Origin of the sequence: Pseudomonas sp. RW409 (assembly GCF_003184125.1) — a bacterium.
GTDB classification, from domain to species: Bacteria; Pseudomonadota; Gammaproteobacteria; order Pseudomonadales; family Pseudomonadaceae; genus Aquipseudomonas; species Aquipseudomonas chlororaphis_I.
The window spans coordinates 186,618-199,511 of record NZ_QHHP01000002.1; the positions used below are offsets into that span (position 1 = coordinate 186,618).

14 protein-coding genes are annotated in these 12,894 nt (G+C 64.0%); 9 read left to right on the plus strand and 5 right to left on the minus strand.

From position 1 onward, the window contains the following. Window positions 1-53: 53 nt before the first annotated feature. The 3 genes from DK261_RS00955 to DK261_RS00965 form a co-directional block, all read right to left on the minus strand. On the minus strand, window positions 54-842 hold the full coding sequence (locus DK261_RS00955) for an OmpA family protein (protein ID WP_009047181.1): 789 nt from the start codon (window positions 840-842) through the stop codon (window positions 54-56). A gap of 53 nt (window positions 843-895) precedes the next feature. Beyond that, window positions 896-1,309: a DUF4398 domain-containing protein gene (locus DK261_RS00960; protein ID WP_009047182.1), complete on the minus strand. Its 414-nt coding sequence runs from the start codon at window positions 1,307-1,309 to the stop codon at window positions 896-898. Window positions 1,310-1,595: 286 nt separating this feature from the next. After that, window positions 1,596-1,940: a hypothetical protein gene (locus tag DK261_RS00965; protein WP_009047183.1), complete on the minus strand. Its 345-nt coding sequence runs from the start codon at window positions 1,938-1,940 to the stop codon at window positions 1,596-1,598. Window positions 1,941-2,180: 240 nt separating this feature from the next. Here DK261_RS00965 and ppc point away from each other — a divergent pair, with 240 nt between their 5' ends. The 7 genes from ppc to DK261_RS01000 all read left to right on the plus strand — a co-directional run bounded on the left by ppc (window position 2,181) and on the right by DK261_RS01000 (window position 9,444). Next, window positions 2,181-4,811 carry a phosphoenolpyruvate carboxylase gene (gene ppc / locus DK261_RS00970; protein ID WP_028681746.1) on the plus strand — a complete coding sequence of 877 codons (2,631 nt, stop codon included), beginning with the start codon at window positions 2,181-2,183 and terminating at the stop codon, window positions 4,809-4,811. Window positions 4,812-5,100: 289 nt separating this feature from the next. Further along, window positions 5,101-5,748, plus strand: coding sequence for an adenylate kinase (gene adk / locus DK261_RS00975; protein WP_009047185.1), 648 nt, complete (start codon window positions 5,101-5,103; stop codon window positions 5,746-5,748). Window positions 5,749-5,846: 98 nt separating this feature from the next. Next, on the plus strand, window positions 5,847-6,521 hold the full coding sequence (gene tsaB, locus DK261_RS00980; protein WP_016705289.1) for a tRNA (adenosine(37)-N6)-threonylcarbamoyltransferase complex dimerization subunit type 1 TsaB: 675 nt from the start codon (window positions 5,847-5,849) through the stop codon (window positions 6,519-6,521). A 184-nt stretch (window positions 6,522-6,705) separates the two neighbouring features. Continuing rightward, window positions 6,706-7,008: a hypothetical protein gene (locus DK261_RS33450; protein ID WP_038630692.1), complete on the plus strand. Its 303-nt coding sequence runs from the start codon at window positions 6,706-6,708 to the stop codon at window positions 7,006-7,008. Continuing rightward, window positions 7,008-7,868, plus strand: a complete 861-nt coding sequence (locus DK261_RS00990; RefSeq protein WP_038630694.1) for a DUF72 domain-containing protein — start codon at window positions 7,008-7,010, stop codon at window positions 7,866-7,868. Before DK261_RS33450 ends, DK261_RS00990 begins: the two co-directional genes overlap by 1 nt. 33 nt (window positions 7,869-7,901) lie before the next feature. Continuing rightward, window positions 7,902-8,729: an oxaloacetate decarboxylase gene (locus tag DK261_RS00995; RefSeq protein ID WP_038630696.1), complete on the plus strand. Its 828-nt coding sequence runs from the start codon at window positions 7,902-7,904 to the stop codon at window positions 8,727-8,729. 34 nt (window positions 8,730-8,763) lie between these two features. Next, on the plus strand, window positions 8,764-9,444 hold the full coding sequence (locus DK261_RS01000) for an extensin family protein (protein WP_371923051.1): 681 nt from the start codon (window positions 8,764-8,766) through the stop codon (window positions 9,442-9,444). Between the two features lie 14 nt (window positions 9,445-9,458). Here DK261_RS01000 and DK261_RS01005 read toward each other — a convergent pair whose 3' ends face one another. Continuing rightward, window positions 9,459-10,079: a hypothetical protein gene (locus DK261_RS01005; protein ID WP_028681751.1), complete on the minus strand. Its 621-nt coding sequence runs from the start codon at window positions 10,077-10,079 to the stop codon at window positions 9,459-9,461. A gap of 94 nt (window positions 10,080-10,173) precedes the next feature. Between DK261_RS01005 and DK261_RS01010 the strand changes: the two genes are divergently transcribed. Continuing rightward, a complete protein-coding gene (locus DK261_RS01010; protein WP_110175164.1) occupies window positions 10,174-10,956 on the plus strand; it encodes a class I SAM-dependent methyltransferase in 783 nt (260 codons plus the stop codon). A gap of 96 nt (window positions 10,957-11,052) precedes the next feature. On the opposite strand, the gene DK261_RS01015 is transcribed toward DK261_RS01010, so the two are convergent. After that, on the minus strand, window positions 11,053-11,697 hold the full coding sequence (locus DK261_RS01015) for a TetR/AcrR family transcriptional regulator (RefSeq protein WP_101281879.1): 645 nt from the start codon (window positions 11,695-11,697) through the stop codon (window positions 11,053-11,055). Window positions 11,698-11,790: 93 nt separating this feature from the next. Between DK261_RS01015 and DK261_RS01020 the strand changes: the two genes are divergently transcribed. Beyond that, window positions 11,791-12,891, plus strand: coding sequence for an efflux RND transporter periplasmic adaptor subunit (locus DK261_RS01020; RefSeq protein WP_110175165.1), 1,101 nt, complete (start codon window positions 11,791-11,793; stop codon window positions 12,889-12,891). Window positions 12,892-12,894: the final 3 nt, after the last annotated feature.

Sequence of the window (12,894 nt, forward strand, 5' to 3'; positions counted from 1 at the left end):
CCGATCAAGGCGGGGCTTTTTATTGGCTGCGCGGTTGAGTGCGCGGCCCGGGCTTAGTTGACGCTGACGGCCGAACGTGGCGCGACCGGCTGGTTGTCGTTGGAAATGGTGACTTCCACGCGACGGTTCATGGCGCGCCCGGAAACGCTGCCGTTGTCGGCAACCGGGTATTGCTTGCCATAACCCTGGGCGACGATGCGTGCCGGATCGACACCCATCTTGATCAGGGCGACCTGTACCGAAGTGGCGCGACGCTCGGACAGCGACTGGTTGTAAGCCGCGCTGCCGGTGCTATCGGTGTAGCCTTCGACAATCACTTTGCGGTCAGGGTTGTCGCGCAGGAACTGCGCCAGCTTGTTGATGTTGACCAGGCCGCTGGACTTCAGGTCGGCCTTGTTGGTGGCGAACAGCACGTCACCGAAGGTCACCAGGGTACCGCGGTCGGTCTGCTTGGCGTTGAGGCTCGATTGCAGTTGCTTGATCTGCGCGTCGCGGGCATCGAGAAGCGCCTTGGCGCGCTGGTCGCCGGCGTCCTTGAGCTGGGTTTCCGCGGTGCGCAGGGCGATGGTCTGCTTGGCCACTTCAATCCGCTGGTTGGTCAGGTAGGCCAGTTGGTCGACCTTCTTTTCGTCCTCCTTGTTCAGGTAGGCCTTGTCGGCCTTGTCCAGCCATTCGCTGGCGTCCTTGGTTTCCAGGGCCGCCACCTTGGTGGCCTGCGGATTGGCCTGCAGGGCGGAGTAGTTGGTCCGGGCGTTTTCCAGGTTGGCGTTAGGTGGGGTAGAGCATGCCGCCAGCGCCACGCTCAGGGCCAACAGGGCAGGGATCATCAGTTGTTTACGCATAATGGTTTCGTCCTTTTATCGATTGCGAATACGTGGGAATCGGCGCCCGCGGCTCATTGCACGCTGCGCATGCCTTCCTGACGTAGTTCCTGAACACCTTTCTGAGAGTCCTTCAATGCCTGTTCGGCCTTGGCTGCCTGAGCCTTGCGCTCGGCGACGCGGGCGTCCCATTCGGCCTGCTCGGCCAGGCGCCGGGCTTCGTCGTAGTTCTTGTCGTGCATGGCGAGCTCGGCTTGCTTGAGCTTGTCCTGAGCCGATTTCATTTCCACGGCGGCAAATTCGGTACCGCCTGCGCTGACTGCGCTGTTGACCGCAGATTGCGTCACCGCGTATTGCTCGCTTGGCGGATTACCGGCGCAACCGGCCAGGACCAGGCTGCTACCGAGAGCCAGCGCGGCCAGTTTCAGCCCGCGCAGAGGGGTGGACGAGGATTTGGCAGTGCTGATCTTCATGGTCTTCAACTCCATTGGATAACTCCTGAAAAACATCAAAATCCATCCCGGTTCCGACGCCGTAACGCTGAGTGACGACATGCTGAGGGCGTTGAAAATGAAACGGCCGTTCCAGTGATGGTTATTGGCTGTGACCCGAGGCTTTTTTGAATAGTTCAGAGAAGATGGCCAATCGCCCGGAAATTTTCTGACTGCGCGGACAAGGCTCTAAATAAGGAACTTTTGCCGTGCGCAGGGGTACTCCTGACCCGATCCGGGGTCAGGAATAACGCTTTTATCGGGGAAAAAATGCGGGGATGGATCAGTGTTTCTGCTCGTCTGCCTGGGCCGACATATCGTGCAGATAACGCCGCGACAGGGCGAGAAAACGCGGGGTAGGGCCGATGTCTTCGTAGAGCGGATCGCCTTCCTCGTCGGTGGCGACCACATGCTGGCCCTGGACATAAGGGAAGCTGGTTTCGAGTTCCTCCAGGGCAGCCCCGATCAGTTCGCCGAGCAGTTCCTCGGTCCGGCGCTTGGGGTACATCTCGGAAATCGCCGCCAGGCGTGCGGCGGCTTCGACATCCAGGTAGATCGTGTAGCCGGTCTTGGTCAGGCGACCCTTGGCGTTTTCTTCCCAGTGTTGCGCGAGCTCACGGATTTTCATGGCAACCTCAATGAACACCTGCTTGTGGCAGGGCCTGGTGAGTGACCGGCCTGTGCCGGCGCTAAGCCGTTGTGCGGCTTACTCTTGAGACTAGCTCCATCGCGCAAGGTTTAAAGGCGCTTCGTCGTGCGCCGGCCTTGCCCGGAGCCGTTCGCGCCAAGACCGCCCTTGCTAATAGCCATGTGCTGGCGGCACTCTTGGGGCTTAGCAGGAGCCCCGAGTCCGCTGGAGAACAGGTAGATGACCGATATTGATGCGCGCTTGCGCGAAGATGTTCACCTGCTGGGTGAGCTGTTGGGCAACACCATTCGTGAACAGTATGGCGAGGGTTTCCTCGACAAGATCGAACAGATTCGCAAGGGCGCCAAGGCCGACCGGCGCGGTTCGCTGGATGCCGAACTCAGCGCCAGCCTCAACCAGCTCAGCGAGGACGAATTGCTGCCGGTGGCGCGGGCGTTCAACCAGTTTCTTAACCTGGCCAACATCGCCGAGCAGTACCAGTTGATTCACCGTCGCGAGGAGTCGCAGCCGGCGCCGTTCGAGTCGCGGGTGCTGCCGGAACTGCTGGCGCGCCTGCGGGCCGAAGGCCATGGCGCCGAGGCGCTGGCCCGGCAATTGGGGCGTCTGGAAATCGAACTGGTGCTGACCGCCCACCCCACCGAAGTCGCGCGCCGCACGCTGATCCAGAAATACGATGCCATCGCCGCGCAACTGGCCGCCCAGGACCATCGCGACCTGACCTCGGCCGAACGCGCGCAGATCCAGACCCGCCTGCAGAGGCTGATCGCCGAGGCCTGGCACACCGAAGAAATCCGCCGTACCCGGCCGACCCCGGTGGACGAAGCCAAGTGGGGCTTCGCGGTGATCGAACATTCGCTGTGGCAGGCCATCCCCAATTATTTGCGCAAGGCCGACCAGGCCCTGCATGCGGCCACCGGCATGCACTTGCCGCTGGAGGCGGCGCCGATCCGCTTCGCTTCGTGGATGGGCGGCGACCGTGACGGCAACCCCAATGTCACCGCGGCGGTGACCCGCGAGGTGCTGTTGCTGGCGCGCTGGATGGCCGCCGACCTGTACCTGCGCGATGTCGATCAACTGGCTGCCGACCTGTCCATGCAGCAGGCCAACGCGGCGCTGCGGACCCTGGCCGGCGACAGCGCCGAACCCTATCGCGCGGTGCTCAAGCAACTGCGCGAGCGCCTGCGGGCCACCCGCAACTGGGCCCAGGCCTCGTTGAGCGGTAGCGTGCCGGCGACAGCCCAGGTCTTGCAGAACAACCGCGAGCTGCTGGACCCGCTGGAGCTCTGCTACGCGTCCCTGCACGAATGCGGCATGGGCGTGATCGCTGATGGACCGTTGCTCGACTGCCTGCGCCGCGCGGTGACCTTCGGCCTGTTCCTGGTGCGCCTGGACGTGCGTCAGGACTCCTCGCGGCACACCGCGGCCATGACCGAAATCACCGATTACCTGGGGCTGGGCCGCTACGGCGACTGGAGCGAGAAAGAGCGCATCGATTTCCTGATGCGCGAACTGGGCAGCCGCCGTCCGCTGCTGCCCGGTTACTTCAAGCCATCGGCCGATACCGCCGAAGTGCTGGCGACCTGCCGGGAAGTCGCCGCGGCCCCGGCGGCTTCGCTGGGTTCCTATGTCATCTCCATGGCCGGCGCGGCTTCCGATGTGCTCGCCGTGCAACTGCTGCTCAAGGAAGCGGGCGTGCTGCGGCCGATGCGCGTGGTGCCGCTGTTCGAAACCCTGGCTGACCTGGATAACGCCGGCCCGGTGATCGAGCAACTGCTGCTTCTGCCGGGTTATCGCTCGCGCCTGCAGGGGCCGCAGGAAGTGATGATCGGTTATTCCGACTCGGCCAAGGATGCCGGCACCACCGCTGCCGCCTGGGCGCAGTACCGGGCTCAGGAAAAACTGGTGGATATCTGCCGCGAGCAGCAGGTCGAGCTGCTGCTGTTCCACGGTCGCGGTGGCACCGTGGGGCGTGGCGGCGGCCCGGCCCACGCGGCGATCCTGTCGCAGCCGCCGGGATCGGTGGCGGGGCGCTTCCGCACCACCGAGCAAGGGGAAATGATTCGTTTCAAATTCGGCCTGCCGGACATCGCCGAGCAGAACCTCAATCTCTACCTGGCGGCGGTGCTGGAAGCGACCTTGTTGCCACCGCCGCTGCCGCAGCCGGCCTGGCGCGACCTGATGGACGAGTTGGCCGACGACGGGGTGAAGGCCTATCGCGCGGTGGTGCGGGAGAACCCGCAGTTCGTCGAGTATTTCCGCCAGTCCACACCGGAGCAGGAACTGGGGCGCCTGCCGCTGGGTAGCCGGCCGGCCAAGCGCCGCGCCGGCGGCATCGAAAGTCTGCGGGCCATCCCGTGGATTTTCGGCTGGACCCAGACGCGCCTGATGCTGCCGGCCTGGCTGGGCTGGGAAACCGCCTTGAGCAAGGCCCTGGAACGCGGGGAAGGCGAGTTGCTGGGGCAGATGCGCGAACAGTGGCCGTTTTTCCGCACGCGCATCGACATGCTGGAGATGGTGCTGGCCAAGGCCGACGCGGATATCGCCCGTTCCTACGACGAGCGATTGGTCGAACCGGCGCTGCTGCCATTGGGTGCGCATTTACGCGACTTATTGTCGCAGGCGTGTTCGGTGGTCTTGGGGCTGACCGGTCAGTCGCAGTTACTGGCACATAGCCCTGACACCCTGGAGTTCATTCGCCTGCGCAATACCTACCTGGACCCGCTGCATCTATTGCAGGCCGAACTGCTGGCCCGTTCGCGGCGCCAGGACGGCGCGCAGGACAGCCCGGTGGAACAGGCGCTGCTGGTGTCTGTGGCGGGGATTGCCGCCGGTTTGCGTAATACCGGCTAAGGTAATTGCCGGGGTTTTCAGTGGCTTGGCGCGGTACTTCGAGCGCTGGCCCGAAAGGGCTGGCGACCGTCGCCAGGCGACACTTTGTTATGGGGTTGCGACCAGCAACACCCTGTCGCCAGGGCATAAAGTCGGCGGGTTGCTCCGACTTTCGGCTGCTTGTGTGCGCTGTGTCGGCTGTGTATCTTGATCAGCCTTTGGCCGTTTGGGCGGCCACTATCCCATTTCCGAGATTGGCCCCACGAGGCGAATCCGAGCGTTTCTAAATAAAAAATTGAGGAGCACATCGATGCGCGTAATTCTGCTGGGAGCTCCCGGGGCCGGTAAAGGTACTCAGGCAAAGTTCATCACCGAAAAATTCGGCATTCCGCAAATCTCCACCGGCGACATGCTGCGCGCAGCGGTCAAGGCCGGCACCGAGCTGGGCCTGAAAGCCAAGAGCGTGATGGACGCCGGTGGCCTGGTCTCCGATGACCTGATCATCAATCTGGTCAAGGAACGCATCAGCCAGGCCGATTGCGCCAAGGGTTTCCTGTTCGACGGCTTCCCGCGCACCATTCCTCAGGCCGAAGCGCTGGTCAAGGCCGGCGTCGAACTGGACAACGTGGTCGAAATCGCTGTCGACGACGAAGAGATCGTCCAGCGTATCGCCGGTCGCCGTGTACACGAAGCCTCGGGCCGTGTTTACCACACCGTCTACAATCCGCCGAAAATCGCCGGTAAAGACGACATCACCGGTGAAGACCTGGTCCAGCGTAAAGACGACACCGAAGAAACCGTGCGTCATCGTCTGTCGGTCTACCACTCCCAGACCAAGCCGCTGGTGGAGTTCTACCAAGGCCTGGCCGCCAATCAGGGCAAGCCGAAGTACAGCCACATCGCGGGCGTCGGTTCGGTCGAGTCGATCACCAGCAAGGTGCTCGAAGCGCTGAGCTGACCAGTCGTACCGGCTTCATCTTCAACGGCCCGCTTGCGGGCCGTTGCTGTTTATAATGCGTCACTTTTTTCAACTCCCTCTGCCTTATGGAAACATCGATGAGCACCTTGCTGGCCCTGGACACCGCGACTGAAGCCTGCTCGGTTGCCTTGCTGCACGACGGCAAGGTGACGAGCCATTACGAGGTGATCCCGCGCCTGCATGCGCAGAAGCTGCTGCCGATGATCCAGACGCTGCTGGCCGATGCCGGCATCAGCCTGCAGGCCGTCGATGCCATTGCCTTCGGTCGTGGGCCGGGGGCCTTTACCGGGGTGCGGATCGCCATTGGCGTGGTGCAGGGCCTGGCCTTCGCCCTCGAGCGCCCGGTGCTGCCGGTGTCGAACCTGGCGGTGCTGGCGCAGCGGGCCTTGCGCGAACACGGTGCGACCCAGGTGGCCGCTGCCATCGATGCGCGGATGGATGAGGTCTACTGGGGCTGCTACCGCGAAGTGGCTGGCGAGATGCGCCTGGCCGGGGCCGAAGCGGTGTTGCCGCCGGAAGCCGCCGCATTGCCGGCGGACGCCAGCGGCGCCTGGTTCGGTGCGGGCACCGGCTGGGGCTATGCCGAGCGTATCGGCGTCGAACTCAGCGGCCAGGATGCGGGTATGCTGCCCCATGCCGAAGATTTGCTGACCCTGGCGCGCTTTGCCTGGGAACGCGGCGAGGCGATCCCGGCGGACGAGGCGCAACCGGTGTACCTGCGGGACAAGGTGGCGACGCCCAAGGCGCGTTGACCGCGCTCCAGGGCCGTCTGCCAGCATGAGTCCGGGCGATGAGCGTGCCAATCGTCAGGTTTTCGCGGCAGTTTCCGGCGGCTTTTAAACCTTTTGCATTTTCTGTGTTCTAGTTATCACTCGGGCATTTGCGTAGTCGGCTAGGTGCCGCTAAATTGCCATCATTGATATCGGGCATGTATTTATGCGCATAGACGGCATTTCCTCTCAGTCCTACCCCATCAAGCGCAAGCCTCGCAAAGGCAGCGTGCTGCTGGACGACTCTCTCGAGGACGCAGATGCCGTCGAAGTCCAACCCGAGACTTCTGCCCAGGCGCGCTCCCAGGCTTCTGCCGGGCGCACCAGCAATCTTCCCGCCCGTCCACAGGACATGATCTTCCAGCGCGCCATGAAAAAAAGCGTCGCCAACGCCCTGGCCAGCTACCTGACCACCGCCGGTTTCGTCGATTGGGATATGGAAGTGGTGGGTCTCGACCTGCACATCTGATGTTGCTGCCTTATTACCTCGGTTGTCCTTCCTGGAGCGAAAACGCTTGGCGTGAGTACCTGTACCCGGAAAGCGCGCGGCCGACGGATTTTCTCGGCCTGTATTGCCAGGTCTTCAATGCCGTGGAAGGCAACACCACCTTCTACGCGCGCCCCGCCGAGGCCACGGTGCAGCGCTGGGCGCAGACCATGCCGGAACATTTCCGTTTCACCGCCAAGTTTCCCGGCGATATCAGCCATGGCGGCGACCTGCGCGAGCAACTGGGCGCGGCCGAGAGCTTCCTGCAGTTGCTCAGCCCGCTGGGCGAGCGTGTTTCGCCGCTGTGGCTGCAACTGCCCGCGAGCTTCACGCCACAACGCCTGGCCGAGCTGGCGGGCTTTATCGACGGCCTGGAGCGGCCGTTGGCGGTGGAAGTCCGGCATCGGGACTTCTTCGCCAAGGGCGATGCCGAGCGCATGCTCAATCGCCTGCTGCTGGATCGTGGCGTGGAGCGCATCTGCCTCGACCCGCGTGCCTTGTTCAGTTGCACTTCCAGCGAGCCGTCGGTGCTCCATGCGCAATCGAAGAAACCCAAGGTGCCGCCGCGCCCGGCCGCCTTCACCCAGTTTCCCCAGGTGCGCTTTATCGGCCATCCGCAGCTCGAGGCCAACGACCCGTTCCTGGTGCCCTGGATCGACAAGGTCGCCGGCTGGATCGAGGAAGGGCGAACCCCCTACATCTTCCTGCACACCGCCGATAACCGCCTGGCCGCCGAGCTGGCGCGGCGTTTCCACGCGCGCCTGATGCAGCGCCTGCCTGGATTGCCGGCCTTGCCTGAGCTATACAGAGAGCCCGCCGCGGAGCAACTCGGCTTGCTCTGAGGCGGGATCATTTCCCTGCCCAGGAGGCCGCCAATGGATGCGCAAACCCTTCGAGCCCAAACCTTCAAGGCCCTGCATGAGCGTGATCGGGCCTTCGTGATTCCCAACCCCTGGGATGCAGGCTCCGCCAAGATGCTGGCCAGCCTCGGCTTCGAGGCCCTGGCGACCACCAGCGCCGGTTTCGCGTTCTCCCTGGGCCGCCCCGACGCTGAAGGCGCCTTGTCCCTGGAGGACACCCTGGGCAACGTTCGCGCCATAGTCGGGGCCAGCGATCTGCCGGTGGCGGTGGACCTGGAAAACGGTTTTTCCGACAGTCCCGAAGGCTGTGCCCGGACCCTGCGCCAAGCGGCCGCCTGCGGGGCGGTGGGCGGCTCCATCGAAGACGCCACGGGCCGGGCCGATGCTCCGATCTACGACTTCAAGCTGGCGGTCGAACGTATCGAGGCGTCGGTCGCCGCGGTGCGGCAATTGCCTTTTCCCTTTGTGCTCACGGCGCGGGCGGAGAACCTGCTGCATGGCCGCCAGGATCTGCCGGACACCATTCGCCGCCTGCAAGCCTATGCCGAGGCCGGCGCCGATGTGTTGTATGCGCCCGGGCTGCGCTCGGCCGAGGAAATCATCGCGGTGGTCCGGGCGGTGGCGCCGAAGCCGGTCAACGTGCTGATGTCGGGCGGCCTGAAATTGACCGTGGCGCAACTGAGCGAGCTGGGGGTGAAGCGGATCAGCGTCGGTTCGGCCCTGGCGCGGGCCGCCTATGGCGCCTTCTATCAGGCGGCGCAGGAAATTCTCGACCACGGCAGCTTCCACTTTGCCGACCAGGCCTTGCCGTTCGCGCAGATCAACGGCTTGTTCAAGGGCTGAGCGGCTGGGAGCCAGTGTGCGAGCGGGCAGGCTGTTGTTGCTGTTTTTGTTGCTGGTCGCGGCCGGGCTGGTGAGTGTCTGGCGTGGCTGGCTGCCACTGCCCGCGGCCTGGAATCCCTGGGCGCCCTTGCAGGTCAGGGAGCCGCCCAATCTGTTGACCCGCTTCAAACTGATGCGCCTGCGCGCTGACCCGCAGTTGTGCGATCAGGTATTGCGCGACTCCGGCTTGCGGGTGGCCCGGCAGCAGGACAGCCGCCCGGACGCCGACTGCCCACTGCGCAATGTCCTGCGCGTGCAGGGCGGGGATATCGCCCTGAGCAGCAGCTTCCTCGCCAGTTGCCCGCTGGCCGTGGCCTTTGCCCTGTACCAGTACCATGCTTTGCAACCCGCGGCCCAGGCCGTTTACGGGCAGAGAATAAGCCGCATCGAGCATCTGGGCAGCTTTGCCTGCCGCAACATGTACAGCCGCGAAAACGGTTTCCGCAGCCAGCATGCGACGGCGGATGCCCTGGATATCTCGGGTTTTCGCCTGGCCGACGGTCGCCATATCAGCGTGCTCAAGGACTGGCCGGGGGAGGGGGCGGACGCGCGTTTTCTGCGCCTGGCCCGCGACGGGGCCTGCGATGCGTTCCAAGTGGTGCTGAGTCCGGATTACAACGCCGCCCATCGCAACCACTTCCATCTGGATGTGGGGCCCTGGTGGATCTGTCGATGAAACCGGCTTGAGGTTTAGGCGGCGATCCGCAGGTTCTGCAGGATCAGCGGACGCGCCCAGCCGGTATCGAAATCGAACTGTTTCTGCTGCTCGATAAGCTCTTCCGGCGGGAAGGGCGGAAAGGGTTTGTCCAGCAGGTCCATTTCGAATTCGGCGATCGGCAGGTGCAACGGCCGTGGTTGCGGCGCCGGGCTCGGCTCGGGCAGGGGCTGGCCGGCATTGAGGACAATGGGGCGTACCCAGCCGCTTTCGAAGTCTTGCTGGCGTTGCTGGGCGACGACTTCTTCAGGCGGGAAGGGCGGAAAGGGTTTGTCCAGCAGGTCCATTTCGAACTCGGCGATCGGCAGGAACAGCGGCTCCGGCGGGCGGATCTCGGTGTCCTGGACGTCGCAATGGCGCTGGGTAACGATTTGCGTCAGCAGGTCGCTGCCGCCATGGGGTTCGGTCGGGCCGTCCACTGCCACCAGAGAATTGTCGTCAGTGACCTTCGTGCCATCGCCGCGTTGCTCGGCCAGCGCCTGGGCAAAAAAATCCTGCCACAGATGGCTGACGCCGCTCAGTGCCTGGGAATTTTTGAGGCCGTAATCGCCGTGGGGCGATATGACGCCAATGGATAGGCTTCGAATGTCTGACATTTCTCTCGGGTCGACGCTCAGCTCTGGCAAAATGCCGGATAGTTCTTTTATCGGCAGTTTTTGCCGATCATTAATTTTTTGAGCGTGTTTTCAGATGAGTGAGCAACCAGCGGCCTGCCGCATCAAAGTCGAGGCCTTGGCCGATGCATTCCAGCCGCAGGCGGCGCACTGGGCCGAGCGACTGGGGCTGCCATTGCAGATCGACGAGGCGGAGTTCGCCCTGCAGGTCGGCGAGCAGGGCTTGCAACTGCAGCAGCTCGGCGCCGACGCGCCAGGGCCGGTGCGCGTGGACTTTGTCGAAGGCGGCGCGGCGCATCGGCGGCTATACGGTGGCGGTAGCGGGCAGATGATCGCCAAGGCGGTGGGGATCGCCCAGGGCGTGCGTCCGCGGATCCTGGATGCCACGGCGGGGCTGGGCAAGGATGCGTTCGTCCTGGCCAGCCTGGGCTGCGAGATGAGCCTGATCGAGCGCCAGCCATTGATCGGCGCCTTATTGGAAGACGGCCTGGCCCGGGCGGGAGAAGATTTCGAGGTGGCGCCGATCGTGGCGCGCATACACTTGCTCAAAGGCAACTCGATCGAGGTGATGCGCAACTGGGAGGGCGAGCCGCCCCAGGTGATCTACCTGGACCCGATGTTCCCGCATCGGGAAAAGACCGCGCTGGTGAAAAAGGAAATGCGCCTGTTCCGCCCACTGGTCGGAGACGATCCGGATGCCCCGGCGCTGCTGGAGGCCGCCCTGGCCCTGGCCAGCCACCGGGTGGTGGTCAAGCGCCCGCGCAAGGCGCCGTGCATCGCCGGCCCCAAGCCGAGCCATGCGCTGGACGGCAAATCCAGCCGCTACGATATCTATCCGAAGAAGGCGCTCAAGGCCTGATAACGGGAAGGTCCTCTGGGCCTTCAATCGCGAGCAAGCTCGCTCCTACAGAGGCTTGTACCATCCCTGTAGGAGCGAGCTTGCTCGCGATGGCTGTCAGGCCGGCTCCGGCCGATACGCGCGCATGAACAATCCCACCACTTCCCGCACATGCTCCTCGGCGTCTTCATCGCTCAGCGGCTCGCCGCAGCCGTAGAGCAGGCGAAAGTTCGCCGTGCCCTTGAGCAGGCAGAAGAAATGCTCGGCGGCATTACGCGGTTTGTCGATGCTCAGGGCACCGCTCTGGTCGATCCGGGCCAACAGCCGCTCCATGCCTTGCAGCATGCGCAGGGGGCCGGCCTCGAAGAAGATCTGCGAGAGCTTCGGGTCCTGGCTGCCCAGGGCCAGCATCAGGCGATGCAGGTTCAAGGATTCTTCGCTGTTGATCAGCAGGTGAAAGCCCCGGGCGATGTTCAGCAACACGCTTTCGATCGGCATGCCGGCAGGCAGCTCGAAGATCAGCGTCGGCAGCTGCTCCTCGCACTTGGCCATTACCGCGGAGGAGAACAGTGTCTCCTTGTCGTTGAAATGGCTGTACACCGTCAGCTTGGAAACACCGGCTTCGGCAGCCACCGCGTCCATGCTGGTGCTGGCGTAGCCATTGCTCAGGAACAGCGTTTTCGCGGCTTCGAGGATGGCCTGGCGTTTTGCCAGATCCTTGGGGCGGCCGGGGCCGTTTGAGGTGGAAATATTGTCGGACATTCTTCGCTTTAATACTGGACTGGTGAGTTTGCTATTAATAACATACCCGCCAGTATAATTATTCGAAGCACCCTTAGCGAAAGGTCCCTCACCATGTTCCGCTATGCCTTACCCCTCGCGTTGCCTGTCAGCCTGGCCGTTCTGCTGTCCGCGTGCGGACATGAAGAAACGGCGCAAACCACCATTCGCCCAGCCATGGTGGTGCAGCCAGAGCCCGCGGCACAGGCCATGGACAGCTACCCTGGCGAGGTCCGCGCGCGTTACGAACCGGACCTGGCGTTCCGGATTGGGGGCAAGGTCAGCCGACGACTGGTCGATGAGGGGCAGCGGGTGAAAGCCGACCAGCCATTGGCCGAGCTCGATCCGCAGGACGTGCGGCTGCAACTGGAAGCCACCCGGGCCCAGGTGGCAGCAGCCGAAGCCAACCTGAACCTGGTGCGTTCCGAGCGCGACCGTTACAAGACCCTGATGGATCGGCAACTGGTCAGCCGTTCCCAGTACGACAATGCCGAGAACCTGTATCGCTCGGGCCTGGCCCGGCTCAAGCAGATCAAGGCCGAGTTCGACGTGGCCAGCAACCAGGCCGGCTACGCCGTGCTGCGCGCGCCCCAGGATGGCGTCGTGGCCCGGCGTACGGTGGAGGTCGGCCAGGTGGTTGCCGCCGGCCAGACCGTCTTTACCCTGGCCACCGACGGCGAGCGGGAAGTGCTGATCAGCCTGCCGGAGCAGGGTTTTGGCCGCTTTCACATCGGCCAGCCGGTGTCGGTGGAACTGTGGAGCCAGCCCGAGCAACGTTTCGCCGGGCAGATCCGCGAGCTGTCGCCGGCCGCAGACCCACGCTCCCGCACCTTCGCCGCCCGCATCGCCTTTACCGCCGGCAAGGTTCCGGCCGAACTGGGGCAGAGCGCCCGGGTGTTCATCCAGGCCGCGGCCAGTGTGCCGTTGTCGGTGCCGCTGTCGGCGGTGACCGCGGAAAACGGCGCCGCCTATGTCTGGCGGGTCGACGCCAACAACACCCTGAAAAAGACTCCGGTGCGTCTCGGTGCCTTCGGCGAGAAGAGCGTACCGGTGCTCGAGGGCCTTGGGGTCAGTGACTGGGTAGTGGCGGCTGGCGTGCATGTGCTCCATGAGGGGCAGCAGGTACGCCCGGTGGATCGCTCCAACCGCGTGGTCAATCTGGCGGCCAAGGAGTAATCC

Excerpts from the sequence above, each read along its gene's own strand:
- DK261_RS00960 (WP_009047182.1), bottom strand. The coding sequence starts at position 1,309 with ATGGAGTTGAAGACCATGAAGATCAGCACTGCCAAATCCTCGTCCACC.
- DK261_RS33450 (WP_038630692.1), top strand. The coding sequence starts at position 6,706 with ATGCGCATAGACGGCATTTCCTCTCAGTCCTACCCCATCAAGCGCAAG.
- DK261_RS00995 (WP_038630696.1), top strand. The coding sequence starts at position 7,902 with ATGGATGCGCAAACCCTTCGAGCCCAAACCTTCAAGGCCCTGCATGAG.
- DK261_RS01015 (WP_101281879.1), bottom strand. The coding sequence starts at position 11,697 with ATGTCCGACAATATTTCCACCTCAAACGGCCCCGGCCGCCCCAAGGAT.
- ppc (WP_028681746.1), top strand. The coding sequence starts at position 2,181 with ATGACCGATATTGATGCGCGCTTGCGCGAAGATGTTCACCTGCTGGGT.
- DK261_RS00990 (WP_038630694.1), top strand. The coding sequence starts at position 7,008 with ATGTTGCTGCCTTATTACCTCGGTTGTCCTTCCTGGAGCGAAAACGCT.
- tsaB (WP_016705289.1), top strand. The coding sequence starts at position 5,847 with ATGAGCACCTTGCTGGCCCTGGACACCGCGACTGAAGCCTGCTCGGTT.
- DK261_RS01010 (WP_110175164.1), top strand. The coding sequence starts at position 10,174 with ATGAGTGAGCAACCAGCGGCCTGCCGCATCAAAGTCGAGGCCTTGGCC.
- DK261_RS00965 (WP_009047183.1), bottom strand. The coding sequence starts at position 1,940 with ATGAAAATCCGTGAGCTCGCGCAACACTGGGAAGAAAACGCCAAGGGT.
- DK261_RS01005 (WP_028681751.1), bottom strand. The coding sequence starts at position 10,079 with ATGTCAGACATTCGAAGCCTATCCATTGGCGTCATATCGCCCCACGGC.
- DK261_RS00955 (WP_009047181.1), bottom strand. The coding sequence starts at position 842 with ATGCGTAAACAACTGATGATCCCTGCCCTGTTGGCCCTGAGCGTGGCG.
- adk (WP_009047185.1), top strand. The coding sequence starts at position 5,101 with ATGCGCGTAATTCTGCTGGGAGCTCCCGGGGCCGGTAAAGGTACTCAG.
- DK261_RS01020 (WP_110175165.1), top strand. The coding sequence starts at position 11,791 with ATGTTCCGCTATGCCTTACCCCTCGCGTTGCCTGTCAGCCTGGCCGTT.